Origin of the sequence: Ammoniphilus sp. YIM 78166, assembly GCF_004522215.1 — a bacterium.
Lineage (GTDB): Bacteria > Bacillota > Bacilli > Aneurinibacillales > RAOX-1 > YIM-78166.
On record NZ_SDLR01000003.1, the window covers coordinates 704,280 to 730,942 of the forward strand.

A 26,663-nucleotide genomic window follows, 5' to 3' on the forward strand; every position below is an offset into this window, starting at 1 on the left:
TAGTGGCTCCGCCACGACCAAATGAAGTACCTAGACCAGGTACTGTCGAGCTGTGTCAAATACGAGCCTGGTTTTCCATATTGACGACACCCAAGGCCCGCATGAGCTTCTGGTGGATATAGTTCCACTCGTTCTCCATAGTAGAACCGCCTAAGGAAGCAATGGCAGGCGCCACGTTTACGGTTTTTCCATCTGCTCTCTCGATGAAAAATTGATCTCTTGTCTCCTTCACCCGTTCAGCCACTCGCTTCATCGCCCAATCCAGAGGCTTTTCTTCCCATTCTTCGCTGTGTGGAGCACGGTACAACACCTTAGTTTGACGTTCCGTATTTTCTACTAGCTGAAACGCCGCGGCCCCTTTCGGACACAACGAGCCTAAATTTACCGGGCTATCTGGATTTCCTTCGATATTAATGATTTTACCTTCATATTCCGTTGAGATCATTCCACATCCTACAGCACAATATGGACAAACCGCAGGAACTTGCTTCCCTTTTTTCACCTGCAGCTGAATCTTTGAAGCTTGTGCTCTCACTGGCGTAAGATTTACCCCTGCAACAGATGCAACGGTTAGGCCAGCTACTGCAACCCCAGACTTTTTCAAAAAGTCACGACGTGTAATCATGCTAGTCCCCCTTTATTTTCTCCCCTATTTTCCAGCAACCTTAATTAGGTCATCTAAGACTCTGTGACAGGATGTGTACAAAACTGACATCTGTCCTCTTATGTACCCTACGATCTCAACCCCAAGTAATTCTGCTAGTTCTACGGCTTGATTCGTGGCTGCGGTCCTCGAGGCAAGAATTGGAATACCAAACTTTGCCGCCTTGGATAACATCTCGTAAGAGATTCTGCCTGTCGTCATCAGAATCAGCGAACTCGGATCCCTCAGCTCTTTGACTGCTTGTCCTATCACCTTATCGACAGCATTATGTCGTCCAATATCCTCACGAACCATGATATTTCCTAAGGGGTCAACTAAACAAGCAGCGTGCATTCCACCTGTCTCATGGTACATGGGTGTCAGCTTCGCAAACTCTTTCATTTTTTGGTTAAGAAAAGACAAACGAACAGAATAGGACGAGCTAATTTTGTGCAGCCCGCGAACATCTGCAATGGATTGAAACGTAACGCCGTTGCCGCAGCCTGCTGTCAGATGTCTTCTCTGTTTCAAAAATCTTTCCGCATCAAAACCCGGCTTAAGATCTGCCCAAATCTTGAATCGATCTTGATCTATGATTAACCTTTTTAGATCGCTGGCAGAATGAATGACTCCTTCAGAATACAAATAACCGATCGCCCAATCTTCCCAATCGGTATTACTCATCTGAATGGAAACCATCTCATACCGATTAAGATATAGGGTTACTGTAAATTCCTGCGGACAAAATTTACGAACCATACGCCACCCCTTCCTTTTCTGAATTAAATGTATAAATATTCAACATTAACTGGGATAAAAAACATTTACCGTGATATGTTAATTATGTTATCATTCTAATAAACCTTAGTAAATAGGGTTTTTCAAAAATAAATAATATACAACTCCAAATATTGGCTATTAATAATTATTCTAACATTTGCATAAATATTAACGTTAGTGCCGTTACAATAGTGTTAATGGGGTTTAGGGGAGTGGATAACATGTTACTTAAATCACAAGGAAATATAGAGAGATTTTTGAATCGGTGGGAGCTAATTGGAGCTAGCGTCTCTTTGTACCTTTTGATCGGCATTATTCTATTAGCCGCTTGGCAGTTTACCGTTAGTCCTGAATGGCTTATCCATCACCAGATCTTTGGGTGGCTTTGCTTTCTATTTATTGCTATAACCAGTATTCATGGGATTATGTGGGGCATGCTCATTCAGACTTTCATTATCTTTCCGGTGAGTGTGAAGAGATTCCTATCGAACAGTATACGAATGGTCAGACCTCTACATATGATGACGGGTTTACTTGGACTCGGCTTGGCCATTCTTCATGGTTTACCTTATTTAAACGCCACACTTTCCTTTGATCTTATTACTACATCCGGTATATTGGCCTTTGTCATGCTTATCATTCTTGCACTGGATGGAATTGGTCTTATGGTAAGTCCGTTTTTAAATCGTAAGACACATCGTTGGGTGGCTATCTTTTTTTTAATTTGTCTCTTTACACACTTATACTTTATACTCATGTAAAAGGGTGATCCTCCAACCAGGATCACCCTTTTATCATTTCTTTGTAAACCCCCCAAAGCATATAAACAATATAAGAGAATGCTAGAAACGGAACAAACCAAGTGCCTTTTCCTTCAGAAAAGTGGATAAGAGAAAGATATAAAAGACCTGTAGTTAGTGAGATTCTTATCATAGAAATTTGAACGTTGTGAATACGCATGGTTCCTCCCTACCTGCTCAAAGCATTTATAACATCTTTATGCTTATACATGCCCTGCTCATGCCAAACGTTCGAGAAACGCTTACAAAAACGTCATATTTTCAATCGCTTTCAAACATTGCTTTTCCTTTCGTTTTGAGGCAATATTATCTAGGAAAATTTATAACAGCTGGTGATACTATGTACTCATTTATTCCACAAGTCGCAGATGTTCTCGATCAGCATCATATTCATTATTCAGAGATGCTAGAGCCTGATCATATTACCATACTTACTGACAAACTTATGAGAGACCCTGGTTTTTCAGCAGATAATAAGGTCCTTGACCTATTCATAGACGATCAAAACAAAATCTTATTTATTGGATTACTTAGAATTCCCCATGAAAACCGTCGCAAAAATATCGGCAGAAGAATTATACGCCTCATCTCTGCATGGGCAGAACATCATGGCTACACGTTATTTATTGATAGCTGTGGAGAAAGTTGCTATTTCTGGTCTAAATGCGGCTTTAACTTAATTGAAAGGCGATATGACTTTGATATTATGGGGTATGGGTCCGACCGAGATTATTTAAAAGAAAGATGGAAGTTCGGCGAAACGATTTTTTCTGAAACCCATTAATCCAAATTATTAGAGGGTCCCCCTTAGAGAGCCCTGCAAAAGTAGTACTTTTTAAGTTGTAGGTTAGGTACAGAAACGAACATAAGGCAAAATAACAATAAAATGCAGTCAACCTCCCCTAGGAGGCTGGCTGCATTTTATTTATCAGCTTTATCATCCGTTTGGCATTAGCTGTAAAGGCTGTGAGAAAGGCCTGTATTCGCATGCGAAACAGACCACGGTATTTAGCCCTGGTCAGCCCGAGATATCTTTTCAATTCTGCATTCTTATGCTCAATTGTAGGACGAAGTTTCATATGGGCTTTAAATTCGTCGGTCGCTTCAAATTCGATGTGTTCCTTATATTGATCCGCGAGTAAACGGACGGAAAATGTTTTGCTCTTGGCACCTGGTTTGTAGCAACCCTCTTGGAAGGGACAGGTTTTACATTTTTCCACATCGAAAAAGAACACGAGAGAACGGCTATGTCCAGACGTTTTACTACCTTGGATCGCCTTCCTTACACTATGTTCTCCAGCTGGGCAAATCACAAAGTCAGCATCTTTGTTATACTCAAAACCTTCCTGTTTAGGTCCACCATGATGTACGATCGGATTTAACGGAATGACAGCCAAGATGTCCTTTGACTTTAATTCTGCTAAGTTGTCTTTTCCTGAATAGGCGGTATCTGCTTTTAGAATATCTACTTCCACACCAGAATCGAGCGTGTGACGTAGTAACTTAGAGAGCTGCTTACCATCGTCTTCATTTCCTCCCGTCACTTCAAGCGCTGTTATGATCTCTTCTCCCTCTACCATAGCTAGATGTTCTTTAAATCCATAGAAAGATTTCGTGTTGCTTTTCCATCCAAAACGAGCATCAGGGTCAATGGCGGACATCACTCCTTTATTTGCAAGTAACCGCTCATCTTCTACAATTTGTTTGGCTATGCTTACTTTTTCGGAAATGGCTCCTTCGTGATCAGGGAGAAGGGTTTCAACCGTTTCCCCTAATTCAGCTAAATAGCGAAGCATTATTTTTTCTGCATCCGGCTGGTCTTTTTCTAGTTTAGGTGCTTTAGGCAACTTTTTTTCTAACTTAGGATGTTTTTTGCTCACGGCACGAAATAAACGTTTCGCCGCCTGTTGAAGAACTTGAAGAGGCTTCTGCTTTTGGGTAGAAGCCAAGGTGTGAGTAGAATCTAAGATAACGGATTTGGATTTGATCAATCCTTTATCTATACATTGCTTAACGATCTCTTTTAGTAGATCTTCGACCCGGCTTGCACCCAGACGATGGTTACGGAAGCGAGAGAGTTGAGAGGGATCTGGCAGAGTGTCCTCTGGATTTAAACCGAGGAACCATTTGTAAGCTAAATTCACTTGAGTGTCCGATATGACGCGTTCGTCGGAAAGGTCGTACATGGTTTGCAGAAAGAGCAACCGAAATAAGAGCTCGGGTTCTGTAGCAGGGCGACCATAATACACACAGTAGGATGCTTGAACCATCTCGTGGATAAACGAAAAGCTAACCACTTCGTTGATTTGGCGGAGAATGTGATTTTGGGGAATAAGATTATAGAGTTCCGCATGAAAAGAGGCTTGGGCTTGCTTCGATGAGTACAACATTTTATTCTTCTTCCTTTTTTCTTTTCATTATAACAAAAACCAGCACCTGTAAATGCTGGTTTTACAAAATTTGTATTCGTTTTGCAGGGCTCTCCCCTTAGGGACCCTTTTTACTTTTAGATGACAAAAGGCAGTGAAAGAGCAAGAATAACATATAGCGGGAGAGCAATTCTGCTATACGCTAATCCTGCACCGTATCCTGGATAACCATAGCCTATGCCCGGATAGCCTATGCCTGGATAACCAACGCCTGGATAACCCCATTGCACTTGCTCCACTTCAGCTTTCCTGGGTTTACTGGCCTTGGTAAGTTTCAAATCTTTGTTTTTAGTTGAAACATAGCCCGCCCCCGGTCCGACTAGCTGCATGATCACCTCGCGCTGTGTTACATCCTGTACAATCCCGTAATATCTTCTTCCTCCAATACACTCGGCTATAACTTGTTTGCCTACAAATTGTCTGGCGAAAGCATGTGATACTGGCATGTGGTCACCTCTCCTCTTAGTATTACTGTAGTCTATTGCTATTCCTGCACTCTTGACTAAACGGATGTTTATATACCCAGTCAAAATGATCAAAATATGCTCGTGCGGATTTTCAGGATTTGACAGGATATGACGTTCCCCTGTCATCAGTCATGAATATTCTAGAGGATAAGGATATTGAATTTATAGTCGAGGGGGAAGGAACTTGCACCATCGTTTAATTGTTAACAAGCGTTCCACTCTTTCACATCCTGTTAATTATGTCGTGCGAATAGTCGATAGGGTTAAAAATAGTGTGGTGTCTATACAGTCTTTTCGCAGTACACCGGGTGGTTCGGATCAGCCCGAGAATATAGGTACAGGCTTTATTATCCATCCGGATGGATACTTCTTAACAAGCGAGCACGTAATTGGGAGTTCTCCCTATGTTCGAATCCGCTTTATCGACGGTCGTGAATATACAGTTAAAAGAGTCTGGGCAGACCGAAAGCGAGATTTATGCATAGTTAAGAGCCATACCCTCTCCCGATTCTCCCCTCTTCCTCTAGGATCTTCCAGTCAAAGCAAACTCGGGGAGATCGTAATTGCCGTAGGGAATCCATTAGATTTGGGGCAGAGCATCACCGCCGGGATCATCAGTGGAAAAAAACGATCGATTCGTACAGAAGATGCTTCCTACCAAGATTTACTCCAAACCGACTGTGCTATTAATCCCGGAAACAGCGGTGGCCCCCTCTTGAATATTAAGGGTGAGGTTATTGCGGTTAATTCTTTTATTGCTCAAGATTACCAACGTATAGGCTTTGCCATTGGAATTGATGGAATTAAAAAAGTCTTATCAAAAATAAAGATATAGGGTGTCACAAGTTAAAAAATTCCGCCTTCGCTATCGCCATCTATCTATACACTTGAGATAGAGCCGAATATACTAGAGTACGTTAAACGATAAAGGAGGTCGTGAAAACAAATGGGATTCCCGGGTTATGGTTTAGGTTGGGGGTACCCCGGCACTGGACTAGGTTATGGAGCAGGTCTTGGCTTTGGGGCTATTCCAGGCTGCGGTATAGCTGGATATAGCATTGGATATGTACTGGTATTATTCATTCTGCTTATCATCATCGCTCGACCTGGATTCTGGATCTAGATTAAAGCATAGCCTCCTGCTACGGAGGCCTTTCCTATAAAAAACAAAGGACTCCAATGCTTACCGATTGGAGTCCAGATAACATTTCCGTTTACTCTCCTATCCTAGTAGAAGAAACCAGGGCGAGCAACGATAACAAGAAGGATATAAAGAACCAGAATGAACCCAATTCCGTATCCCCATCCTCCAGCAACAGGTGCTACACAGCTCATACTTCCATCCCCCTTTCCCTTATTTACTTTATTCTATGCATTTTCTTGAAGATGGTTTGGACTCATACCCAACTCTAGACAACAAAGCAGATAAATAGACCAGGAATTTGGGCTTCTTAAACACGGGATTTCTGTACCTTCCTTTAGGCTCCTCACATAGTCTAATTAGGAGTAAAAGGAAAAAGGAGTGAGTCTTTTGATTTGGGACAGAAACCAACCTCAAGCCCCCCCTCAATACCCGACACATTTTCAAAATCCCTACATGGCTCCAAGACCCTCGTTCCCACCATCGCAACCACCAACACCACAGAGCACTCCAGGGCTGCCGAACCTATCGATGCAAAACATACAAGGGCTTATTAACAAAATGGGTGGCATTGATGGATTGATTAAAATGGCCGGTGAAATCCAAAAGCTATATCAAACTGCACAGCCGATTATTAATTTAATGGCTGGACTCCTAGCAAAGCCGAGCTCCTCCGAGTCTGACTCTACCGCTATAAGTGAACCGCCCGAGAAACGACCCAAGAGGAAGAAACGGCCTGCTAGCAAAAGGAAAGGAAGACCTAGAAAAAAAGTAAAAAGTAGAACTTAAGCTATACTTACCCTGGGCATCTAATAGGAAGATGCCCTTTTTCATGCTGAAGAAAAAAAGAGCCTTAACGGCTCTTTCCTTTATTATCCAATTACTTTTTATTCATTTTTTTGGCGATATCGTTTAATTGATTTTTAGAGACCCCATTTTTTAGTAAGGCTGAGATTAGACTTAGCGGTGATCCACCTTTTGCAATATTCCTAAAGTCTTTAGCGAATTTTTCCACTTCTTCATCAGAGAAATTTTTACCCGCTTCCTTTGAAGCTGCCTTAATCACTTTCTTTAACGTTTTTTCATCCGTTAATTTATCCGGGGGAACACTTTGCACCAACTTAATGATCGTATTAATATCCATCTTCATTTCTCCTTTCTCTTCATTCATTCAGTCGAGGGTGACCTTATATCCTATGTTGAAGCAGATGGTTTGGCAATGGTCTATAGTACTTTTTTCAGCAAGGCTTGGATTGAGGGATTATCAAGGACCTTGAGCAACTCAGTATAATCAGAGACTCTGGTCTGGTTTAGATTTCCTGTATTAGCCGAGGGATTTGTTGGGGGTTGACCTAGTTGGAATAAAGATTTGACTGTAGGATGTTGGAAAAGATTCAGCATTTGATTAAGCTCACCCATCCAATTCCACTGAGGAACAGCGCTGGAGTTTGAATTTGATTTCCGTGTGTTGCTATTGTTTCTTCTTTGGTGCAAGAAAGAATTCACAGTCGAGTCCTGTAAAAGATCTTCGAATTCAGTTCCATTAGGTGACCAGACGTTGCGTGAAGAATTCCTCTTGGGAATAGGTTGATGTTGGGTCGGTGAATATAGAATATTCTTCTTGCGAGATCTCTGTGATTTTTTTCTTGAGCTTTTTTGATTGAGTTTTTCTACTTTTTTTTGGGTATCCTTCATCGTTACTCTTATATGGTTAATGGATGATTCCATCCGATCTAGTCGAGTTTCAAATGTTGGTTTTGTACTCATCCCTTTCTTTTTGGCTTTCACAGCGATCACCTCCTTTATCTCTCCAAGAACATCACATAATCGACTGTTCAGCTTCTCGTTTCTTTTTACTATACGTAGGATAATGCCTTCTTGTATGTACGCCTGCCCAAGAGTTGAATATTCTTTAGAAATAAGGCTAATGAACTAGAAAAACACCGCTCCTAAGCGGTGTTTTTCTATATGGGCTATTCGGTGGCTTTCTTTAAGAATCGTTCATCAACAAATCCATCGAGATTAAAGGGCTGCTTAATATATCCGGATTTTGCCGTCATTTCTGCAAAGTCAATTAGCGTCCTCTTCTCAATTTGGTGGGTAAATACAACCCTCTCAAAAGAGGAATCTACAACATCAGCTGGCAGTTCTTTGTTTACAAGCAGCTTGAGCTGTTTGTTCACTGCCACTTTTGTTTCTTGAGGGTGCTCGGCAATATAATGAATGACCGCAACATGGGCCTTAACAAAATCTTCCACAATTTTAGGGTTCTCATCCACAAAAGATTGACGTGCAATAAGAATCGTCGTAGGATAGTCCCCATTTTTCCATATTTCCTTACTGTCCACAAGAATCTTAGCCCCCGCTTTTTTTATAAGCTGACTTCCCCATGGCTCAGGAACAATGGCTGCATCGATTTGCTTTTGAGAAAATAAAACAACCATGTCAGCTGGTGCGCTTTGTAGGATTTCGACCGTTCCGCCCTTTTTTACGTCTTCTAGTCCCGATTCCTGCAGAACATGTCTTAGGTGAATGTCCTGTGTGTTTCCCAGCTGAGGAACAGCCACCTTTTTACCTGATAAATCACGTACACTTTGAACATTGGCCTCTGGCGAGACTAGTAAAACACTTCCTCCGTCGGTTGAGCCTGCAATCATAATCGCCCCTGCCCCTTTAAGATGGTTCGTCAAAGCAGGTCCTGGACCAACATAGGCCATATCAAGCTGCCCCGTGGAAAAAGCCTCCATAAGGGATGGTCCCGCATCAAAGTGTTTTGCCTCTAACTGCAAGTCACCAAGTTCCTTCTCCAGCATTCCAGTTTCTAAGCCAACAAGAACTGGAGCATGGGTGATGTTAGGCAAAAAGCCAACTCTAACAGAGTCCTTTTCTTTAGCGTATGGATTTACCCCTATAAGCAACAACACAATTACCGTTGCAGCGATACTGATAGGAACCCATTTTTTCTTTCCTTTCGTCTTAGAGACAATTTTTTTACCGCCGTCACTTTTTAGCCCCCAGCGGACAAGCGTGGTATGCTCAAGCTTCTTGAAGAGAAGATTGTCCACGAGATACCCCTGAACAGCAATCACGATAATCACAGATAAAACAAGACTCATATCTCCAAGACTTCTTCCTACCATCAGAACCTGACCCAATCCTGTTCCACTACCAATTAATTCACCTGCTAATAGAGCCCTCCAGGCAAAAGCCCAGGCCACGCGCATTCCTGTAATCATTTGCGGGATCGTCGCAGGGATCATAACTTTGGTAAAAAGCTGGATTCCATCCAAGCCCATCATACGTGCCGCAGAAACATAGATAGGTTGAACGCTTCGCAACCCACTCTCAATATTCAGTGTCATCGTCCAAGTTGCTCCCAGCGTTACAACAAAGATGATGGCAAGGTCTCCAATTCCAAACCACAGAATGGCAAATGGCAGCCAAGCGATACTTGGTATCGTCTGCAGAGCCATTATTGCCTTTCCCAAAGTATCTGAAAGCAAGGCGAACCTAGCGAGAAGTATGCCTAATATAATACCGATAATAACAGCAATCACATAACCAATTAATAATCGTTTAAGACTGGCTCCCACGGCTAGCAATAAGGTTTGATCCATAATTCCGGCCCAAAACGTATGAGCCACTTCCATTGGACCAGGAAAAAGATAGGGTGGCCAAACCTCGAGTCTAAATACCGCTTCCCATAGAATGAGTATCGTTAGTAGAAAGAACCCTGCTCTTAAATTCGTACGCGTCATCCACTTCATGCTTCATCACCTTTTCTATTTCTTCGCGCAATACTTCCATAATTCGAAATTCAATGTCCACTAACTCATTCGTCATCATTCTAGGTCTGGAGGCTTGTATATTAAACTCACTCTTGATCCTTCCAGGTCTTGTTGAAAATACTAAAATGCGATCCGATAACGTTACCGCCTCACGGATATTATGGGTAACAAAAATAATACTTTTATTCGTCTTGATAAGAATATCCTCGAGTTCCGCATGGAGAAGCAATCTGGTCTGTTCATCAAGAGCTGAGAACGGTTCGTCCATCAATAGAATTTCAGGATCCATAGCGAGCGCTCTCGCTATAGATGCTCTCTGCTTCATTCCGCCCGATAACTGATGAGGATAGTGGTCCACAAACTTCGACATGTGAACCATCGCAAGGTAATATAACGCTTTTTCTTCAATTTCCTTCAGATTGAGTTTCCCGGCCGCCTTAAGCCCAAAGGAAACATTCTCCATGACCGTCATCCACGGAAAGAGGGCGGCTTCCTGAAAGACCATCATTTGTTCTTTCACAGGCCCTAAAATAGGTTTTCCCTGAATCTGGATTGTTCCTGATGATGCCTTTTCCAACCCCGCAATAATCTTCAGAACGGTTGATTTACCACAGCCGGATGGACCCAGTAGAGAAACAAATTCACCTTTCTTCACTTCAAACTGAATGGAATCGACAGCTTGAAAGGTTTCCCCATTTTGCTTATAAAACTTGCTGATATTATCTACTTGAAGTAACATCAGGCCCTCCCCTTCTTATCCAATCTATAATCATAAAACCCTATAAAAATACTTGGGATTATTCATGTGTTTAATAGGAATTATATTGAGAATCACGCGATTCGTCAAGAATAAATTAACGCAAAGAAAAAACGACGAATCCTTGCACAAAAGGACTCGGTCGTTTATCTGAAACAAGTCATTAAATTAGCCTTCCTAATTCATTCATGGCTCTTACCCAATTCATTCGCATCGCTTCAGCTGCTTGTTCTGGATTACGGCTCTCAAATGCCGAAATCATTGCTTCATGCTCTTCGAGAGAATGGATGGTGGTTGATAAGGGTTGTTGAAGAAGTACATATTTAAATCGTCTGATATGCATCTGTAAGGTCGTGCAAAAAGAAGTGATATAGGGATTGTTAGCCGCATCTAGTATAATATCATGGAATTGTTCATCTAATTCCATCGCTTTAAATAGTTGCTGTTTTTGAATCATTTCCCCAAACTGCTGATTGAGCTCACGTAAGGACTGGATTTGGGTCTTATCTATGACGGGGGTAGCCAGCTCAGCTGCAAGGGACTGAAGAGTTGCTAAAGGCGGGTAGATTTTTAATATATCTTCTTTTTCTATTAGCGTGACCCGGGTAATCTTTCCCGGCTGCATCTCAACAAAACCCTGGACTTCTAATAGCTGTAAAGCTTCGCGTATTGGCGTTCTACTTAAACCCAACGCTTCCGCTAGTTCCATATCATTCAATTTTTCTCCAGGTTGAAGTGTACCGTCAATAATCCACCGCTGTAATTGGGATAGTGCGCGTTCTTTAGCAGAAATTCGATGGGGTGCTAGGTAGTCTTTAGGTACTGGCATCTTATCATCCTCCGTAAGCGCTGTCCATGCTAAGGTAAGTTAACTGATTCTCGAGTGGTCGAAGATCTGAACATTGTTTTTGCCGCTTTTCTTCGCTTGGTACATGGCCTGATCTGCTTTATCCAACAGCTCATCTAATTTGGCTCCGTCTTCAGGAAAAAAACTGATTCCAATACTCGGTGTTACAAGAAGTCTGTATCCTCTAATAAAAAACGGCTCCTTCATCCCGTCCAGTATTCGGTGGGCGACACCCAGTGCTTGGGGCTTGTCTATATCTCTAAGGACAATAATAAACTCATCACCGGCTATCCTCGAAACGATATCGTTTTTACTGATCAAGCTGCGAAACCTCTTAGAAACCAATTTAAGTAGGAGGTCTCCGACCTCATGGCCAAATGTATCATTGACTGATTTAAAACGATCAAGATCAAGGAACATAACAGCTAGTTGTTGGTTCTTGCCTCGCTGCCCCCCGACTAAGCCTGAAAAGCTTTTTTGGAGATGTCTGCGATTAGGTAATCCAGTAAGGTCGTCCAAATGGGCTTCTTCTATCATCTTCATTTCCTGTCGTTTCTGTTCACTTAAATCCTGGAACGCTATGACAACACCCAGACTCTCTCCCATCTTGCTTTTCATTCGGGCAACACTGCTTAATACCCATACCCCCGAGCCGGATCTTGATCGTAAAACATATTGGTGATTTTTAGTTTTCTTGGAGCCTTTACCCATTGGGGCTAATGGGTTAATCACCTTATTGGATTGGTCATCCTCCTGAATTCGATATACGTCTCCTACCGGCTTACGAATCGCCTCCTGTTTCTTCCATCCAGTCAACTTCTCTGCCATAGGATTCATAAAGGTAATAAGCTCCTTTTGATCGGTTGTTATTACGGCGTGAGGCATACTGTTTAGCGTAGTAATTAGCCTTTCCTCTCTTAATCGAAGTTCTTCTTCAATCCTTCTATGTTCCTCCAATACTTGGCCAATAGAGGACACCGTGGTTTCTAAAGGTACATCGGTAATGGTTAGGCGAGGATCTGAAAGAGCAGGCGGGTTATATTGAGAAATACTATAATACAGCCTGAGTAGTAAAGCTAGCAATCCAGCAAATAGAATGAGGACAATTTCCTCGTTTAATGCAAAGGCAGGAGCATATTGGGTAAGTAAAAGAAGTAGAGCCAAGCCACTAAATACAAAGAGCGTAATAATAAGGACTAAAAGGTTCTTGGGCTCCCTGAGGATATTAGTTAATAAGTCACGAATAGTGCTCACCTCTTAAACATGCATGTCAAACTACATTCTATCTGATTCCGTCCGTATTCTCAACTAATTTTATCCAATCGAAAAACAAAAAAGGGCTGCTTCGAGATTGCTCTCTCAAGTGCCCTGGATCCTTTATTTATAGACAATGGTTAAGGCAGAAGCAGCGGCCTTTGCTTGGCTTCTAGCCGTTTCCACGTTATCTGCTGCGCTAAGAGCAACCGCCATTCTTCTTCCCTCTTTTGTTTCTGGCTTACCGAATATTCGAACCTGACTATTTGGAGTTTGCAGCGCCTGTTCCAGACCTGCAATCTGAAATTCCGATTCATCTCGGTCGGCCTTCAATGTATAAGAAGCACCAGGAGAATAAAGTCGAACGGATGGGATAGGCAGACCTAATACGGCTCTAACGTGTAAAGCAAATTCGGAAAGCTCTTGCGTGGCCATAGTCACCATACCTGTGTCATGTGGACGAGGAGATACTTCACTGAAATAGATCTTGTCTTTTCCAATAAAAAGCTCGACGCCAAATAAGCCGTAACCCCCGAGCGAATCTGTCACAATACCCGCGATTCTTTCTGCTTCTTTTAGCTGCTCTTCCGTCATGAAGTGGGGCTGCCAAGACTCGATATAATCCCCATCCTTCTGCACGTGTCCAATAGGTGGGCAGAAAGTGGTTCCTGAAACCGAACGAACCGTTAATAAAGTGATTTCCGAATCAAATTGAATAAATTCTTCAATAATTACACGTGTGCTTTTTCCGCGACTTCCCTCCATTGCAGCTTGCCATGAAACCTCTACATCATCGAGCGATCGGCAAACGGATTGTCCCTTTCCAGAAGAGCTCATGATGGGCTTAATTACACAAGGGGTACCTATTTTCTCTACGGCAAGCTTTAGTTCATCCAACGAATCTGCGAACTCATATTGAGCAGTTGGCAAGCCGAGGTCTTCAGCTGCTAATCGACGAATTCCTTCTCGGTCCATCGTTAGTCTAGTCGCCTGAGCTGTCGGCACAACGTTAAAGCCCTCTTTCTCCAACTCTACCAGAGCGGATGTTGCTATCGCTTCAATTTCAGGAACTATAAAGTCAGGCTTCTCTGCCTTTACAATCCGGTAAAGTTCCTCAGGATTAAGCATATCGATGACGTGTGCCCGATGAGCAACCTGCATAGCGGGTGCATTAGCGTAACGGTCTACAGCAACCGTCTCGACACCAAGACGTTGCGCCTCAATAATAACCTCTTTCCCGAGCTCGCCTGATCCAAGAAGCATAATTTTTTTAGATAATGGAGATAACGGTGCTCCAAACATGTTCAAACCCTCCTAAAAACGAACGTTCTATTTATTTATTACATATATTATTCGTCAATACTTTGAGTATAAAATTAAATTCGTTTAAAGTCAAATCTAAAGCCAACAAAATAGACGCTTGCCCTAGGACAAATGCTGATGCCTCCATAGACACCCGTACATAGGATATACAGAACAACAAGAGAGGGGTTGAAGTAATGAGGCCAATTGTCCATCCAATGAGAACCTGTGTAAAAGATGTTTATCACCACTGTGTAATACCGCATATCCATCCAAGTCAAACCATTATTCGTCATAATTACATCTATCAACACCAGCATATGTTCCCACACACCGTACGAAATGTAATGGGACCTGTTCACCAAGTGCATACTGTGGTTCCGCCAACACGCAACTGGTAATATAACAGAAGGGAGGATAGTCTCATGCTATCCTCCCTTCGCTATAAACATACATAAAAAGGCCACTTGATTAGCATTGTGGCCTACTCACTATTTAGAATTTTACACCATTTCTTCAGAAAAACTTTAGACTTCACAGAACTGTCAGGATTCCTGTAGCAATATTAGTCAAAGGAGCACCATAGGTAAAGTTGGCATATTTTTAAGTAGAGGGATCGTCTTTTGCCTTCTCCTATTTGGAGTATTAAGGGGCTTTAATTTGCATTGTATACGTTTACAAGACCCGAGACACAGGAGGTACTTTATGTCTAATATTGATAAGGATCGAAAATGGGGCTTAAACACAAAAGCCATTCACGAAGGTTATCATACAGATCCAGCCACTGGTTCCCTATCGCTTCCCATCTATCAAACCTCGACTTTTGTATTTTCCTCAGCGGAAGAAGGGGCAAAACGTTTTGCTGGGGAAGAAGCCGGGTATGTCTATTCTCGTCTCGGAAACCCTACGGTATCCGCTTTTGAGCAGAAAGTTGCCGCACTTGAGAAAGCAGAGTCCGGGTTAGCATTTGCTTCGGGTATGGCTGCTATTTCCGCTGTATTATTAGGATTATTAAAAACTGGCGATCATATCTTATGTTCCAAAGGGCTCTATGGTTGCACCTTCGGCCTATTAGGCTTAATACAAGAACGATTTGGAATTACGTATAGCTTATGTGACATGAATGATGAAACATCCATAGTCACAGCTCTCCAGCCCAATACGAAGGTGATTTACGTAGAAACACCGATTAACCCTACGATGCAACTAGTGGATCTATCGATGATTGGCAAAATAGGAAAACAGAAAAAGATCAAGACCGTGGTGGATAATACGTTTATGTCCCCTTACCTGCAACGCCCTATTGAACATGGCTGTGATATTGTTTTACACAGTGCAACCAAATTTATTGGAGGACACGGAGATGTAGTAGCAGGGATTGTGGTAGGTTCCAAAGAGATGATGGAGACCTTGCGAATGACCACTCAAAAGGATATCGGTGGCATACTTGCCCCCTTTGATGCATACTTACTTGTGCGCGGGTTAAAAACCTTGGGTATTCGGATGGAGCGACACTGTAAGAATGCTCAGAAGGTTGCAGAATATCTTGCTGAACACTCGAAAGTGAGTCAAGTTTATTATCCAGGTCTACCCAGCTTCACTCAACATGCTTTAGCTAAAAAACAGATGGACGGATTTGGCGGAATTATCAGCTTTGAGCTTAAGGGTGGATACGAGGCAGGAGTTAAAATGATGAATCGAGTAAGGCTATGTAAGAGAGCTGTTAGCTTAGGAGATGTGGATTCTCTGATCCAACATCCTGCATCAATGACGCACTCTATCATTCCCGCAACGGATCGCGAGAAGATGGGAATCACGAATGGCCTCATCCGACTATCGGTCGGAATTGAGGATTTTGACGATATTGTCCATGATCTTGATCAAGCTCTATCCAGCGCCTAGTATCTGCCAAGAAAAAACAACCGGCCATGATGGAGGCCGGTTGTTTTTTCTATAGCTCTTTTTTAATTCTTTTTAGATTTGATTTATAAGTAGCTGTATGGACCAAATGAGTACTGTCTCCAGCTTTATCAGTCTCTGTCATCACTTTTGCCCCAGACAGAATGAGATCCCTTGCGATCTCTGTATACCCATTAAAGATAGCTAGGGTTAATGGTGTTGTACCTCGTTGGTTTTCTTTCTGAAAATCAGCACCAAGGTTGATTAGTTGGTTGACTAGTGTTCGGTTATTTAGTCGCGTAGCGATCAACAACGCGGTGTCTCCTCGGTTGTTTCTTTTATTGATATCCGAGCCTAAGTAAGCCATTAAATCAGAAATACTATTTTTCCTAACAAGCTCGGTTAGGTGGTCTTCACTCATTCTTCTAATACCTCCCGCAAGAAACGTTCATTGAACTATCCTACGTGATGGTCAAAAGACTTATTCCTATTTTCCCTTAGCCAATTCTGTTAGCGTCACATAGTCAGTCTTTCCGCTACCTAATACAGGAACTTCTTCAATGTGGAGCATTTTTTGCGGAATTAGCAGATTTGACTGTTTAGCTGTACGAATATACTGCGCTAACTCCTTCTCTTCTGCTTCCTCTAAGGTCGTAAACAGAATAACCTTCTCTCCTCTTCTTTCATCCGGTACACTGACCGCAAAAAATCCCGGGCTGCCAAAGCATTTTGCTGCCATTTGTTCCACTTGGTTTAAAGAGATCATCTCTCCAGCCACTTTGGCGAAGCGTTTTAACCGTGCTTGAATGGTTACGTAGCCCTCCTCATCCAATGTGACCACATCACCTGTATCATACCATTCTTCCCTTGGAATAAAACCTTGGTTATGAAGGAGGTACCCTTTCATGAGGTTTGGTCCTTTGACAAGCAGTTTACCTCCCTCAGAAATTCCTTCAACCGGCTCGATCCTAGCCTCAACGAGCGGCAACAACCTTCCTACAGAACCTTTCTTTTGATGGGTAGGTGTGTTCAAGGATAGAATCGGGGCGGCCTCGGTGGTACCGTAGCCTTCCAGCAGATTAATCCGAAATTTGGCTTCCCACTTCGTTATTACTTGTTCTTTCAATCGCTCAGCTCCCGCAATCACGTAGCGAAGGGTGCGGAAATCATCGGAACCCGCATATTTTTCATAGCCTTCAAGAAAAGTGGACGTACCGAAAAGGGCGGTAGCTTTTCTTTCTCTAATAAGCTCAGGAATTTCTTTATAATGCAGTGGACTAGGATAAGCAATAACATACATCCCATTTAGTAAGGGAAGCATGGTGCCAACCGTTAAGCCGAAGCTGTGGAACATCGGAAGAGGGTTAAAAAAACGGTCCTCTAAAGTTAGATCTATAACGTTTAACGCTTGGTGTAAGTTTGCAAAAATATTATCATGGGTTAATATTACCCCTTTAGGTTTGCTCTCGGAGCCTGAGGTAAACAAAACAACTTCATTGACAGAGGTGGTTGCTTTTCGTTTTAGTTTAAAACTAATCAAACCTTTCACCTTGTCAATGACATTTACCTTTTCTCTTACATCCTCTAAATAGATAACCTCGAACGCAGCTGATAACGATTCCATGAGCGCTTCTAAGTTTGCTTTCTCTAAGAATTTGCGAGAAGTTAGGATCGTTCTCAAACCGGCAGTTTCCCCACAATCCCGTAGGTTCGCTTCTCCCATGGAGAAGTTTAAAATGGCTGGTGTTTTCCCTAGTTTAAATAAGGAAAACAAAGTAACTACATGACCAATAGAATTAGGGAGAAATATGCCAATATTCTGTTGACCCTTCAGCAAAGGCTCCAACTTGCCGCTTAAGACATAAGTTGCCAACAATAAGTCTTTGTAGCTAATCGATCGTTCAATATCTTCAATGATTTTTTTTCCATAGCCAAATTCATCGGCAGCGTCAACTAGCACATTAAATAAATTACGATTGATTGGGGCTGTTTTCTTCGCAAGCTCCGCTAAAGTGTATAAGGGCTCATAACGGGTATTGCTAAATGCCTTTCGTGTCATCTTATCACCTTTTCTATATCGACGATACTGTATTCTTATGTAGGAAAGTAGAGGGGGAAAGTATAGGTTTAATGTGGAGGGACTGGTGACATCAGTCCCTCATCTGATTATTTTAGCTCCTGCAGCAATTGTTCATAGGGAGTAAGGTCGATCTTTTTAGCTTGAAGCATCTTTACAGCTCGTTCCTGCATATTCCCTGGGGAGGCAATTAAATAACCGCGGATAACAGCATCTCTTGTAACCGTTCCTTCTGCTGCTTCACGTATTTTCTTTTCAATTCCCATTCTTGCCATCGGTCGTGCAAATATAGGAATCGGCTTTAACAACTCCTCTAACAAATCTTTCGCATCTTGATCCCATTCCATTACATTCTTCCTTCCTATGCTTATCTTATCTTCTTTAAAAATTCCCATAATGATATGTATATATCCGCACACTTACCCTCTTGCCTTTTCAATTTACATCATAACCAAGATAATAACAAGATAAATAAAAAGATACCTATCCGCAACGGAAGGTATCTTTAACTGCTATAGCTTACTTCTGTCCACTCGCAAGAACTATTATGATACGTCCGCTCAATAAATTGGATATGATGATCATAAGTCATCATTAGGATCGTCGAAGCTCTTGTTCCGTAATGAGGACTGTTGATGAAGATCGGCGACAAGGTTCTTTCCCACTCTAGTCCGACGCCGGTATTGGGCAATCGATCGTCTGCAGCTACTTCAGCATCAACGAGTATCTGGAATAACTTGTAAATATTGATATCACTCGCGGTTAGGGCAGATTCAAAGGCGACTTTGCCCTTTTCAACTTTAGGCCATGGTGTATTAAGCGCTGCGTTGCTTAATCCATAAATCCCAGATGAAAGTTTTTCTATGGAATTGTTTGTAGAGCTATAGTAGTACATCGATTCTGAATCAGCAAGGACTAAATTAAATCCTTGGTATGCTCCCACTCTCTGCGCAACATCAGAAAGATAGCTCTCCGGTGCCTCGGAACGCTGGAGATAATGGCTAACTAATTCTCCCCTAGAACGGAATCCTCGTTCGGAATGACCATCCTTAGGCCTTCCGCGAAAATTAGTAAGAGCGGCAAAATACCCTGTTTTACGATTGACTCCCATCCACGTTCCAAATCCTTCTAAGTCTCGTCCAGCTATTATATCTGGCTGATCTGCCCAAGGGGCAGCTGCTGCTGTTGGGCGTTTGAAAAATTCATCCCGGTTAGCAGCCACGACCAACCGGTACTTGGGATGTTCGTCATAAGCAAAGAAGAGTATACACATCGTTTTTACCTCGTCTTCCTTAAAGGGTTAAAGCTTGCGTAACTTAACACTGCTAACGGAATGGTTAGGTCCTTTTTTTAAGATTAAATGAGCTCGCTCTCTTGTCGGTAAGATATTATGTTGAAGATTGACCGCGTTGATCTCTAGCCATATTTTCTTAGCCGTGTCCATAGCTTCGGTGTCCGATAGTTCGGCATACCGGTGAAAATAAGATTGGGGATTTTGAAATGCAGTATCTCTTAACAATTGGAAGCGTTCAACATACCATTGAAAAATGTCTTCAATCTTTGCGTCTACGTAGATGGAGAAATCAAAGAAATCAGAAACAAATACTCGCGGAATATTCTGGTTTCGGTTCCGACTGTTTTGTAGAACATTAATTCCCTCTACGATAATAATATCTGGCTTTCTAATAATTTGCTCATCTTCTGCTAAGATATCATAATATAGGTGGGAATAAACGGGAACGCAAACCTCGGGTCTTCCCGATTTAATGTCTGCCATAAACCGTATTAATCGGCGAATATCGTAGCTTTCTGGAAAACCCTTCCTCTTCATCAAGCCCCGCTCTTCTAGTACACGATTGGGAAAGAGAAAGCCATCGGTTGTAACCAGTTCCACCTTTGGATGGTTAGGCCAACGCGATAGAAGAGTCTGTAGGATTCTGGCAGAGGTGCTCTTTCCCACAGCCACGCTTCCGGCAATCCCAATGATATATGGGACCTTTTCAGTGGTACTGTTTAAAAAAGTGTTCGTTGCTGCGTGGAGCTCCTGGGTTGCCGCTACGTACAAATTAAGCAGTCGAGAAAGAGGGAGATAAATCTCTGATACTTCATCAAGAGATACTTTTTCATTTAATCCTTTTAAGGCCTCTAATTCATCCTGTGATAACGGAAGTGGAATCGAATCTCTTAGTCGAGCCCATTCTTCACGGTTAAAGGTTATATAAGGTGAATAGTTTTCATCATGTGATGATGCAGTGAACATGTTCCGATGGAACCTCCTTTGGTAAAGCCAATATCACAAATAGATAATCCTCATTATAGCAAAATAATGGTCGATGAGAAGAAGATGCATATAAAAGGATTTAATGAAGCAAAAAAGTTCTGTCCCGCAAAGGAACAGAACTAAAAATAATCTATTTAATTGGAGCGGCATATTGTGCCCATTGCTTAATTTTCTCCCCTGTTTCTTCTACTATGGATACCACTTGCTCTTTTCCTTTATCTTGCTGTTCCTTGGCCTTCTTAATCATGGCTTCAAATTGATTCCAAGATTGTTGCAACGCCTTTTCTTGTTCCTGCCAGCCTTTTTGCATCCATACCGAGTCAGGAGTGCCCCAGCTTGCCCACTCCAAGTTTGTCTTCCCTGTCCATTTCTCATTCCATTGCTGAAGCAGGGATTGCTGCTGTTCGAAACCTTGCTTTAGCCACTCTTGCTGGAGCGTGATCATTTGCTCGGTTTGCTTCGCTACCTGATCTTGAACCTCAAATGTTTTCTTCACACCGTAGATCCATCCGTTAACCCAGGTTTGAACTAATTCTTGTGGTTGATACATATATCTTCCTCCTTATGGGAACACCTATGTGTAATTTACACCTAAATGGAGGATTTTGTCAACCAAAATTTAGTTTCGCACCCGCTCGTATTGATGTTATATAATCAAAAGAATAATGAAGACAGGAGTTATCACCATGACAAGATATAAATTCCATTTAGTAGAAAGCCAGAGTCCTCACTTCGAAGAAAAAGATCACATTATTTTTGCAGAGACATTGGCAGGAGCTATTGAAAAGTTCGAGCGAAAACATGACATCGAAGCTCCGGCCTACTTAGATGAACCTACATTTGATCGCTCCATCGAAGTGATGTTTAAAGACGATACTGGATTAGTACGCTATTTGATCAGCTGGTAACAAGCCTATAATGGAGTGTCCCTTTCTACGGGACACTCTACCCCTCTAGACATGGGTCCATGTTAAGGCAATAGTACCTTCTCCTGCATGAACTCCAATCGTTGAACTGATCTCACCTACCGTTATGGGGATTGATGGATGTGCGGTCTCAAGCTCTTTTTTCCACTCCGCTGCTTTTTCCGCAACATTTCCATGCATGATTTGCAGTGAAGCTAAAGGGGCCTTTTGTACGGCTTCCCGAAGCAACTCGAAGACTCGTTTGGTTGCTTTTTTTTCTGAGCGCACCTTCTCCACCATTTCAAATTCTCCTCGTTCATTGATACGAATAATAGGCTTTATCTGCAATAAGTTTCCGATTAAATATTGGGCCCCTGACATCCTTCCGCCTTTATAAAACTGATCCAAATTTCCAATTAAGATATAGTTTTTATTTTTTTTCACTTCTTCACGCAAATGTGCTGCGATCTCTTGTCTGCTTAGACCTTGTTTTTCTAGCTCCATCCCCTTATGGATCAGGACTGTAATGGGATAAGACATAGACAAGGAATCTATTCCCTCTAGAGGAAAATCAGCTATCCGAGCTGCTTGTAGGCTACCGTTATAGGTCCCGCTCAATTGGCTTGAAATATGTACAGCAATTCCACCCTCAAATTCTTCTTTTATCTTTTTATACAACTCCATGAATCGACCAGGTGACGGCTGAGAAGTCTTAGGGATTTTTTTGGACGCCTTGATTTTCTCAAACAGATCATGTGCCGTGAGCTCAACCCCATCATCATATGATTGTTCACCAAACATAATGGTTAAAGGAACGACAAATATGGATTCATTTTTTAATAATTCAGGGGTTATATAAGCAGTACTATCTGTAATCCAGGCTATCTTTTTTCTCGTCAAGAATTGCGGCTCCCTTCTTTTCTTTAGATATATCAATAATTTGCATCAAAGTAGCTATACTTATGAACGAACAATGGTTTCAGAAATAGGATTATGGTAAGATGGAATTATTAATTATGCGCGGATTAGGTGATCTAATATGAATCCCTTGATATTGGCTCGAGGTCAGTCTATAGAGAAAGTAACACTAAAAAACATTGAGCTTTCCCTCTTATCCTCTGGCCAGGGTACAGAAGTGATCCACCACCGGCTATCTAAGGGTAGTGATTGGTCCCTCATTCCAGAGGCCGGATGGGATGGCATGGAGTTTATTTATATCCTGTCAGGAGTTCTTCGGAAACACGATCGAGCCAAAGACCTGCTGTTGTATCCTGGGGACAATATGTTCTTTCATCCTGTTCGAGAACATACACTTTTTACAGCAGACAGTGAAGTAGAATTCTTGTATGTAACTTCTCGGCCGGTCTTTCACCTCTACAGTTTGGATACGAAAGAGCTTATGGATCTTGCGGTTAAAACAGAACTAAAGGATGGGTATTCTGAAACTCACTGTTCTAGGATTCGTAAGCTTTCCGTTCTGATTGGACGTGCCATGAATTTAACTTCAGAACAGCTTTATAATCTTGAGTATGGGGCTTTTTTCCACGATATCGGCAAGATGCGAATCCCAGAGAATATCCTCCAGAAACAAGAAGCCCTCACGAGCGAAGAATGGGAAATTCTAAAGCAGCATGCCGAATACGGAGCAGAAATTCTTAAAAATACAGGGATCCCTTCCCTCATTCAAGCGGCAACGATCGTGGAACAACATCACGAGAGATATGACGGAACAGGCTATCCAGAAGGTTTAGCTGGACAGCAGATTTCCATTGAAGCCTCCATCGTAGCAGTCGTAGATTCATTTGACGCCATGTGTGTGGATCGCCCTTACCACAAGCGACGAACCCAAGAGGATGCAGTTGCTGAGATTGTGCGCCACCGCGGGATCCTCTATCATCCCCATGTGGTTGATGCCCTGTTAGAAGTATTAACTAGTTTTAAATATGAAGACGAGTAGCTAGCCCAATTGTATCATTAGATGGGCTAACTTTTTTCTTGTGTATAAAATAGCACCGCGACCCTGTTCGTTTGCAAAGTGCAAGACACATGCTATACTATTCTTAAATAAGTATTTAGAAGGAGTCGTATATGTCGCACCCATGTGAAAAATGCGGGGCTGCCCATGCAGAACCTTTTCATACGTTCGAACTTGAGAGTTGGAATATTAAGTTGGAATCCGATAAGGAATATCACTATCTATGCTTTGACTGCTTTAATGCCTTAACTGAAGCCCCTCTTCAGGCTGATGAAGTAAAGCAACGGATGAAGCACAATCGTGAAGAGCTAAATAAACTGATTCGCGAAGGATTAGTGTGTCTTAAGTGCAAGGAAATGATTTTAGAAGAGAATCACGTTTGTCAGGTTTAATAGTTCCTAAGAAAAAGGCTGTCTTCTAAGGAGCCGGTTACCGGCCTTAAGAGACAGCCTCGTTTTTTACGAGTTACGAATTGACGAGCTTAAGAATATGCTGGGGCATGTAAGCGGATTGCAGCAAATACGGTTTCCTCGCTTCATCATACACAATAATGAACGGGTCTCGATCCGGCAAAAGAATGAAGAACACTTCATATATAGTGCCTTTTATCCATTGATTTTCGATTTGCGAGGGCGGTTGTATTGGAATCCGTACCATCTTTCCCTTTTTTGGCACCTGTCCTAAAGGAGGAATCGTTCGGTCAATGGTCTTTAGATATTGTGTAACGTCTTGTTGAATTTCAGGTGTGTTAGGAATGCGTTTTACAATCTGTTCTTTTTCAATGTCATAAATTTCAAGGTCTGTCGTTTCCTGAGCTAACACCGGCTGTATGGCCAACGTAAACAAAAAGACAACAAGTAAAGAAATGATTTTACTTTTCAAAGGGCACCGCCTTTTTCTTTTTAACTTGCCCTCCCCCCTCAGCTTCCATACTCTATAGGAGAATGGATGATATAGGGGATTTATTATTCTTAGAAAATCAGTTAAGATGAAATGTGAAAATTAGAAAGTACGTACAGGAGGACACAGAAAAGACGATGAGCTTATTAACTGTTGAGGATCTAAGTCATACATTTGGTGATCGAACCCTCTTTAAGAATGTTGCTTTCCGACTTCTAGCCGGAGAACACGTGGGGCTAGTTGGAGCTAACGGAGTGGGAAAATCTACTCTTATGAATATTATTACCGGTCAGATCGTGCGGGATAGCGGAAAAGTAGAGTGGACTCCAAAAGTCAATTATGGATACCTTGACCAACATACCAAGCTGACTCCAGGGAAGACGATTCGGGACATTCTGAGAGATGCCTTTCTCCCTCTTTATGAATTAGAAAAAGAATTGATGGTCATTTCAGAAAAGATGGGCGAGGCTTCACCTGAAGAGCTTGAAGTGCTTCTTGAGGAAATGGGAGAAATCCAAGAGCGTTTAGACGCGAGCGGATTCTACCTCTCTGACGTTAAAGTAGAAGAAATGGCAAACGGCTTAGGTCTCGATGCTATCGGTCTAGAAAGAGATGTTGCTTCTCTAAGCGGGGGGCAGCGAACCAAGGTGCTTCTCGCTAAGCTGTTGCTCGAGAAACCTACGGTTCTCCTGCTCGATGAGCCTACTAACTATCTAGATGTTGAGCATATTGAATGGTTAACCAACTATCTAAAGGACTATCCTTTCGCTTTTATCCTTATATCCCATGATACAGAGTTTATGAATCAGGTTGTAGATGTGATTTACCATCTGGAATTCGCTAAACTCACTCGCTATAAAGCCAACTATGAGAAATTCCTTGAAATGTCGGGAATTAATAAACAACAGCATATTGACGCCTACGAGAAGCAACAAGAATTCATCAAGAAACAAGAAGATTTTATCCAGCGAAACAAAGCTCGATATTCCACTTCCGGACGAGCGAAAAGCCGCCAGAAGCAGCTAGATCGAATCGACAGAATCGATCGTCCGGAAACGGCAATCAAGCCGACCTTTAGCTTTAAGGAATCGAGAGCCAGCGGAAAAACCGTCTTCGAAGGAAAGGATTTGGAGATTGGCTACACCTCCGCTCTCCTCCCCAAAATGAACATGGCGATCGAGCGCGGAGAAAAGATAGCGATCATTGGCTGCAATGGCGTAGGGAAATCAACATTGCTCAAAACCATCCTCGGAAAAATACAGCCCTTCAGAGGCTCATCATTTCAGGGTGACTTCCTGTACCCTGCTTATTTTGAGCAGGAAGTTAAGGCAGGAAACTTAACCCCTCTCGATGATGTCTGGAATGAGTTTTCTCACCTTAATCAGCACGAGGTTCGCGGTGCATTGGCTCGCTGCGGACTAAAAAATGAGCATATTACTCGCCCCCTTAACATGTTAAGTGGTGGTGAGCAGGCAAAGGTTCGCCTATGCAAGCTCATGATGAATGAGAGCAATTGGCTGTTGCTCGATGAGCCGACCAACCATCTTGATGTAACGGCTAAAGAAGAATTAAAGCGTGCATTAAAAGAGTATAAAGGAACGATTCTACTCGTTTGCCACGAACCAGATTTCTACGAAGACTGGGTTACTACCACGTGGAATGTTGAAGAGTGGTCTATGCAGAACGCGTAATCCTGAATAGCCATAGGGCTGTCCTTTCCAGGGCAGTCCTTTATCTTATATCTGATTCATGGTAGGAGGTTAACAAATGGAGACACAAGAAATCTTAGAGCGTATTCGAAATGCAAAACCACAAACCCCCGTAAAGGTATTTATTCAAGGCCAACTCTCTGAGCTAGACTTTGGACCTGATTGTAAGGTCATTAACATGGGACATGGCGGTGTCGTGATTGGTGATTGGGAAGATATCAAAGGGGTGCTTCAAGAAAGCGACGCAATCGAGGAGTATCATATTGAGACCGACCGTAGAAATTCAGCTATCACCTTACTCGATACCAAGGATCTTGGAGCTCGAATTGAACCAGGGGCCATTATCCGTGAAGCCGTCACGATTGAAACTGATGCCATTGTCATGATGGGAGCCTGTATTAATATTGGAGCCTCTATTGGCGCAAAAACCTTAATTGATATGAATGCCGTCATTGGGGGCCGGGCAAAGATAGGAAGAGGCTGTCATATTGGAGCAGGTACAGTCATTAAAGGAGTCATCTCCTCTCCCCACGCTCAGCCTGTTGTGATCAAGGACAATGTCGTCATTGGTCCAAACGCGGTGATATTAGAAGGGGTAACGATTGGTGCTGGGGCCATCATTGGTCCTGGATCTATTATTACTAGAGATGTTCAAGAAAAAGAGGTTATTCCAAGCGGGGTGTATTAAAAAATTTCATTAAAAATGAAA

The 26,663-nt window shown here is 42.3% G+C and carries 31 protein-coding genes; 11 read left to right on the forward strand and 20 right to left on the reverse strand.

What is annotated here, in order from left to right:
- Nucleotides 1-55: 55 nt before the first annotated feature.
- Complete coding sequence (locus EIZ58_RS35335) at nucleotides 56-625, reverse strand: twin-arginine translocation signal domain-containing protein (protein WP_205672238.1); 570 nt, start codon at nucleotides 623-625, stop codon at nucleotides 56-58.
- Between the two features lie 24 nt (nucleotides 626-649).
- Nucleotides 650-1,402 carry a formate dehydrogenase accessory sulfurtransferase FdhD gene (gene fdhD, locus EIZ58_RS15010; protein WP_134701639.1) on the reverse strand — a complete coding sequence of 251 codons (753 nt, stop codon included), beginning with the start codon at nucleotides 1,400-1,402 and terminating at the stop codon, nucleotides 650-652.
- Between the two features lie 242 nt (nucleotides 1,403-1,644).
- On the opposite strand from fdhD, the gene EIZ58_RS15015 reads away from it, so the two are divergent.
- Entirely contained in the window at nucleotides 1,645-2,184 is a 540-nt protein-coding gene (locus EIZ58_RS15015; RefSeq protein WP_134701641.1) for a hypothetical protein, read from the forward strand.
- A 187-nt stretch (nucleotides 2,185-2,371) separates the two neighbouring features.
- Complete coding sequence (locus EIZ58_RS15020) at nucleotides 2,372-3,007, forward strand: GNAT family N-acetyltransferase (protein WP_167577727.1); 636 nt, start codon at nucleotides 2,372-2,374, stop codon at nucleotides 3,005-3,007.
- A gap of 118 nt (nucleotides 3,008-3,125) precedes the next feature.
- On the opposite strand, the gene EIZ58_RS15025 is transcribed toward EIZ58_RS15020, so the two are convergent.
- Both EIZ58_RS15025 and EIZ58_RS34150 read right to left on the reverse strand, forming a co-directional pair.
- The gene (locus EIZ58_RS15025; protein WP_240689093.1) at nucleotides 3,126-4,613 is read right to left on the reverse strand and encodes an IS1182 family transposase; all 1,488 of its coding nucleotides are present in this window, start codon (nucleotides 4,611-4,613) and stop codon (nucleotides 3,126-3,128) included.
- A 116-nt stretch (nucleotides 4,614-4,729) separates the two neighbouring features.
- Nucleotides 4,730-5,098, reverse strand: a complete 369-nt coding sequence (locus EIZ58_RS34150; protein WP_205672213.1) for a hypothetical protein — start codon at nucleotides 5,096-5,098, stop codon at nucleotides 4,730-4,732.
- Nucleotides 5,099-5,303: 205 nt separating this feature from the next.
- Here EIZ58_RS34150 and EIZ58_RS15035 point away from each other — a divergent pair, with 205 nt between their 5' ends.
- A complete protein-coding gene (locus EIZ58_RS15035) occupies nucleotides 5,304-5,954 on the forward strand; it encodes a S1C family serine protease (protein ID WP_167577728.1) in 651 nt (216 codons plus the stop codon).
- A 111-nt stretch (nucleotides 5,955-6,065) separates the two neighbouring features.
- Complete coding sequence (locus EIZ58_RS15040) at nucleotides 6,066-6,242, forward strand: sporulation protein YjcZ (protein WP_134701646.1); 177 nt, start codon at nucleotides 6,066-6,068, stop codon at nucleotides 6,240-6,242.
- Between the two features lie 104 nt (nucleotides 6,243-6,346).
- On the opposite strand, the gene EIZ58_RS15045 is transcribed toward EIZ58_RS15040, so the two are convergent.
- From EIZ58_RS15045 to purT, 8 genes are all read right to left on the reverse strand, one after another.
- Nucleotides 6,347-6,454: a sporulation protein YjcZ gene (locus tag EIZ58_RS15045; protein ID WP_134701648.1), complete on the reverse strand. Its 108-nt coding sequence runs from the start codon at nucleotides 6,452-6,454 to the stop codon at nucleotides 6,347-6,349.
- Between the two features lie 686 nt (nucleotides 6,455-7,140).
- On the reverse strand, nucleotides 7,141-7,431 hold the full coding sequence (locus EIZ58_RS15050; RefSeq protein WP_134701650.1) for a stage VI sporulation protein F: 291 nt from the start codon (nucleotides 7,429-7,431) through the stop codon (nucleotides 7,141-7,143).
- Between the two features lie 53 nt (nucleotides 7,432-7,484).
- A complete protein-coding gene (locus tag EIZ58_RS15055; RefSeq protein ID WP_134701652.1) occupies nucleotides 7,485-8,048 on the reverse strand; it encodes a hypothetical protein in 564 nt (187 codons plus the stop codon).
- A 185-nt stretch (nucleotides 8,049-8,233) separates the two neighbouring features.
- Complete coding sequence (locus tag EIZ58_RS15060) at nucleotides 8,234-10,027, reverse strand: aliphatic sulfonate ABC transporter substrate-binding protein (protein WP_134701654.1); 1,794 nt, start codon at nucleotides 10,025-10,027, stop codon at nucleotides 8,234-8,236.
- A complete protein-coding gene (locus tag EIZ58_RS15065) occupies nucleotides 9,948-10,787 on the reverse strand; it encodes an ABC transporter ATP-binding protein (RefSeq protein ID WP_134701656.1) in 840 nt (279 codons plus the stop codon). Before EIZ58_RS15065 ends, EIZ58_RS15060 begins: the two co-directional genes overlap by 80 nt.
- 181 nt (nucleotides 10,788-10,968) lie before the next feature.
- A complete protein-coding gene (locus tag EIZ58_RS15070; RefSeq protein ID WP_134701658.1) occupies nucleotides 10,969-11,634 on the reverse strand; it encodes a GntR family transcriptional regulator in 666 nt (221 codons plus the stop codon).
- A 39-nt stretch (nucleotides 11,635-11,673) separates the two neighbouring features.
- Nucleotides 11,674-12,906, reverse strand: coding sequence for a diguanylate cyclase domain-containing protein (locus EIZ58_RS15075; protein ID WP_134701660.1), 1,233 nt, complete (start codon nucleotides 12,904-12,906; stop codon nucleotides 11,674-11,676).
- A gap of 123 nt (nucleotides 12,907-13,029) precedes the next feature.
- Nucleotides 13,030-14,208, reverse strand: coding sequence for a formate-dependent phosphoribosylglycinamide formyltransferase (gene purT, locus EIZ58_RS15080; RefSeq protein ID WP_134701662.1), 1,179 nt, complete (start codon nucleotides 14,206-14,208; stop codon nucleotides 13,030-13,032).
- Nucleotides 14,209-14,405: 197 nt separating this feature from the next.
- Between purT and EIZ58_RS15085 the strand changes: the two genes are divergently transcribed.
- Together EIZ58_RS15085 and megL are read left to right on the forward strand one after the other, a co-directional pair.
- Nucleotides 14,406-14,609, forward strand: coding sequence for a CotD family spore coat protein (locus tag EIZ58_RS15085; RefSeq protein ID WP_134701664.1), 204 nt, complete (start codon nucleotides 14,406-14,408; stop codon nucleotides 14,607-14,609).
- A gap of 313 nt (nucleotides 14,610-14,922) precedes the next feature.
- Entirely contained in the window at nucleotides 14,923-16,110 is a 1,188-nt protein-coding gene (gene megL, locus EIZ58_RS15090) for a methionine gamma-lyase (RefSeq protein ID WP_134702004.1), read from the forward strand.
- A 49-nt stretch (nucleotides 16,111-16,159) separates the two neighbouring features.
- Here the strand turns inward: megL and EIZ58_RS15095 are convergent, their stop codons facing one another.
- The 6 genes from EIZ58_RS15095 to EIZ58_RS15120 form a co-directional block, all read right to left on the reverse strand.
- On the reverse strand, nucleotides 16,160-16,528 hold the full coding sequence (locus tag EIZ58_RS15095) for an ankyrin repeat domain-containing protein (RefSeq protein WP_134701666.1): 369 nt from the start codon (nucleotides 16,526-16,528) through the stop codon (nucleotides 16,160-16,162).
- Between the two features lie 66 nt (nucleotides 16,529-16,594).
- A complete protein-coding gene (locus tag EIZ58_RS15100; RefSeq protein ID WP_134701667.1) occupies nucleotides 16,595-18,166 on the reverse strand; it encodes an AMP-binding protein in 1,572 nt (523 codons plus the stop codon).
- Nucleotides 18,167-18,273: 107 nt separating this feature from the next.
- Entirely contained in the window at nucleotides 18,274-18,531 is a 258-nt protein-coding gene (locus tag EIZ58_RS15105; protein ID WP_167577730.1) for a DUF2621 family protein, read from the reverse strand.
- Between the two features lie 158 nt (nucleotides 18,532-18,689).
- Nucleotides 18,690-19,457 (reverse strand): NRDE family protein, encoded by a 768-nt coding sequence (locus EIZ58_RS15110; protein WP_134701669.1) that lies wholly within the window; start codon nucleotides 19,455-19,457, stop codon nucleotides 18,690-18,692.
- 27 nt (nucleotides 19,458-19,484) lie between these two features.
- Nucleotides 19,485-20,444: a type I pantothenate kinase gene (coaA, locus tag EIZ58_RS15115; protein WP_134701670.1), complete on the reverse strand. Its 960-nt coding sequence runs from the start codon at nucleotides 20,442-20,444 to the stop codon at nucleotides 19,485-19,487.
- Between the two features lie 151 nt (nucleotides 20,445-20,595).
- Complete coding sequence (locus EIZ58_RS15120) at nucleotides 20,596-21,015, reverse strand: hypothetical protein (RefSeq protein WP_134701671.1); 420 nt, start codon at nucleotides 21,013-21,015, stop codon at nucleotides 20,596-20,598.
- Nucleotides 21,016-21,151: 136 nt separating this feature from the next.
- On the opposite strand from EIZ58_RS15120, the gene EIZ58_RS15125 reads away from it, so the two are divergent.
- Nucleotides 21,152-21,373 carry a hypothetical protein gene (locus tag EIZ58_RS15125; RefSeq protein ID WP_134701672.1) on the forward strand — a complete coding sequence of 74 codons (222 nt, stop codon included), beginning with the start codon at nucleotides 21,152-21,154 and terminating at the stop codon, nucleotides 21,371-21,373.
- 45 nt (nucleotides 21,374-21,418) lie between these two features.
- Here the strand turns inward: EIZ58_RS15125 and EIZ58_RS15130 are convergent, their stop codons facing one another.
- A complete protein-coding gene (locus EIZ58_RS15130) occupies nucleotides 21,419-22,270 on the reverse strand; it encodes a DegV family protein (RefSeq protein WP_134701673.1) in 852 nt (283 codons plus the stop codon).
- A gap of 139 nt (nucleotides 22,271-22,409) precedes the next feature.
- Here EIZ58_RS15130 and EIZ58_RS15135 point away from each other — a divergent pair, with 139 nt between their 5' ends.
- Nucleotides 22,410-23,327 carry an HD-GYP domain-containing protein gene (locus EIZ58_RS15135; RefSeq protein WP_134701674.1) on the forward strand — a complete coding sequence of 306 codons (918 nt, stop codon included), beginning with the start codon at nucleotides 22,410-22,412 and terminating at the stop codon, nucleotides 23,325-23,327.
- A 131-nt stretch (nucleotides 23,328-23,458) separates the two neighbouring features.
- The gene (locus tag EIZ58_RS15140) at nucleotides 23,459-23,737 is read left to right on the forward strand and encodes a hypothetical protein (protein ID WP_134701675.1); all 279 of its coding nucleotides are present in this window, start codon (nucleotides 23,459-23,461) and stop codon (nucleotides 23,735-23,737) included.
- A 73-nt stretch (nucleotides 23,738-23,810) separates the two neighbouring features.
- On the opposite strand, the gene EIZ58_RS15145 is transcribed toward EIZ58_RS15140, so the two are convergent.
- Nucleotides 23,811-24,227, reverse strand: coding sequence for a hypothetical protein (locus tag EIZ58_RS15145; RefSeq protein WP_134701676.1), 417 nt, complete (start codon nucleotides 24,225-24,227; stop codon nucleotides 23,811-23,813).
- A gap of 155 nt (nucleotides 24,228-24,382) precedes the next feature.
- Between EIZ58_RS15145 and EIZ58_RS15150 the strand changes: the two genes are divergently transcribed.
- Both EIZ58_RS15150 and dapD read left to right on the forward strand, forming a co-directional pair.
- Nucleotides 24,383-25,936: an ABC-F family ATP-binding cassette domain-containing protein gene (locus EIZ58_RS15150; protein WP_134701677.1), complete on the forward strand. Its 1,554-nt coding sequence runs from the start codon at nucleotides 24,383-24,385 to the stop codon at nucleotides 25,934-25,936.
- Between the two features lie 76 nt (nucleotides 25,937-26,012).
- On the forward strand, nucleotides 26,013-26,642 hold the full coding sequence (gene dapD, locus EIZ58_RS15155) for a 2,3,4,5-tetrahydropyridine-2,6-dicarboxylate N-acetyltransferase (RefSeq protein WP_134701678.1): 630 nt from the start codon (nucleotides 26,013-26,015) through the stop codon (nucleotides 26,640-26,642).
- Nucleotides 26,643-26,663: the final 21 nt, after the last annotated feature.

What these genes read in the sequence shown, in the direction of transcription:
- EIZ58_RS35335 (WP_205672238.1), bottom strand. Translation starts at nt 625, where the DNA reads ATGATTACACGTCGTGACTTTTTGAAAAAGTCTGGGGTTGCAGTAGCT.
- fdhD (WP_134701639.1), bottom strand. Translation starts at nt 1,402, where the DNA reads ATGGTTCGTAAATTTTGTCCGCAGGAATTTACAGTAACCCTATATCTT.
- EIZ58_RS15015 (WP_134701641.1), top strand. Translation starts at nt 1,645, where the DNA reads ATGTTACTTAAATCACAAGGAAATATAGAGAGATTTTTGAATCGGTGG.
- EIZ58_RS15025 (WP_240689093.1), bottom strand. Translation starts at nt 4,613, where the DNA reads ATGTTGTACTCATCGAAGCAAGCCCAAGCCTCTTTTCATGCGGAACTC.
- EIZ58_RS34150 (WP_205672213.1), bottom strand. Translation starts at nt 5,098, where the DNA reads ATGCCAGTATCACATGCTTTCGCCAGACAATTTGTAGGCAAACAAGTT.
- EIZ58_RS15040 (WP_134701646.1), top strand. Translation starts at nt 6,066, where the DNA reads ATGGGATTCCCGGGTTATGGTTTAGGTTGGGGGTACCCCGGCACTGGA.
- EIZ58_RS15045 (WP_134701648.1), bottom strand. Translation starts at nt 6,454, where the DNA reads ATGAGCTGTGTAGCACCTGTTGCTGGAGGATGGGGATACGGAATTGGG.
- EIZ58_RS15050 (WP_134701650.1), bottom strand. Translation starts at nt 7,431, where the DNA reads ATGAATGAAGAGAAAGGAGAAATGAAGATGGATATTAATACGATCATT.
- EIZ58_RS15060 (WP_134701654.1), bottom strand. Translation starts at nt 10,027, where the DNA reads ATGAAGTGGATGACGCGTACGAATTTAAGAGCAGGGTTCTTTCTACTA.
- EIZ58_RS15065 (WP_134701656.1), bottom strand. Translation starts at nt 10,787, where the DNA reads ATGTTACTTCAAGTAGATAATATCAGCAAGTTTTATAAGCAAAATGGG.
- EIZ58_RS15070 (WP_134701658.1), bottom strand. Translation starts at nt 11,634, where the DNA reads ATGCCAGTACCTAAAGACTACCTAGCACCCCATCGAATTTCTGCTAAA.
- purT (WP_134701662.1), bottom strand. Translation starts at nt 14,208, where the DNA reads ATGTTTGGAGCACCGTTATCTCCATTATCTAAAAAAATTATGCTTCTT.
- EIZ58_RS15085 (WP_134701664.1), top strand. Translation starts at nt 14,406, where the DNA reads ATGAGGCCAATTGTCCATCCAATGAGAACCTGTGTAAAAGATGTTTAT.
- EIZ58_RS15095 (WP_134701666.1), bottom strand. Translation starts at nt 16,528, where the DNA reads ATGAGTGAAGACCACCTAACCGAGCTTGTTAGGAAAAATAGTATTTCT.
- EIZ58_RS15100 (WP_134701667.1), bottom strand. Translation starts at nt 18,166, where the DNA reads ATGACACGAAAGGCATTTAGCAATACCCGTTATGAGCCCTTATACACT.
- EIZ58_RS15105 (WP_167577730.1), bottom strand. Translation starts at nt 18,531, where the DNA reads ATGGAATGGGATCAAGATGCGAAAGATTTGTTAGAGGAGTTGTTAAAG.
- EIZ58_RS15110 (WP_134701669.1), bottom strand. Translation starts at nt 19,457, where the DNA reads ATGTGTATACTCTTCTTTGCTTATGACGAACATCCCAAGTACCGGTTG.
- coaA (WP_134701670.1), bottom strand. Translation starts at nt 20,444, where the DNA reads ATGTTCACTGCATCATCACATGATGAAAACTATTCACCTTATATAACC.
- EIZ58_RS15120 (WP_134701671.1), bottom strand. Translation starts at nt 21,015, where the DNA reads ATGTATCAACCACAAGAATTAGTTCAAACCTGGGTTAACGGATGGATC.
- EIZ58_RS15125 (WP_134701672.1), top strand. Translation starts at nt 21,152, where the DNA reads ATGACAAGATATAAATTCCATTTAGTAGAAAGCCAGAGTCCTCACTTC.
- EIZ58_RS15135 (WP_134701674.1), top strand. Translation starts at nt 22,410, where the DNA reads ATGAATCCCTTGATATTGGCTCGAGGTCAGTCTATAGAGAAAGTAACA.
- EIZ58_RS15140 (WP_134701675.1), top strand. Translation starts at nt 23,459, where the DNA reads ATGTCGCACCCATGTGAAAAATGCGGGGCTGCCCATGCAGAACCTTTT.
- EIZ58_RS15150 (WP_134701677.1), top strand. Translation starts at nt 24,383, where the DNA reads ATGAGCTTATTAACTGTTGAGGATCTAAGTCATACATTTGGTGATCGA.
- dapD (WP_134701678.1), top strand. Translation starts at nt 26,013, where the DNA reads ATGGAGACACAAGAAATCTTAGAGCGTATTCGAAATGCAAAACCACAA.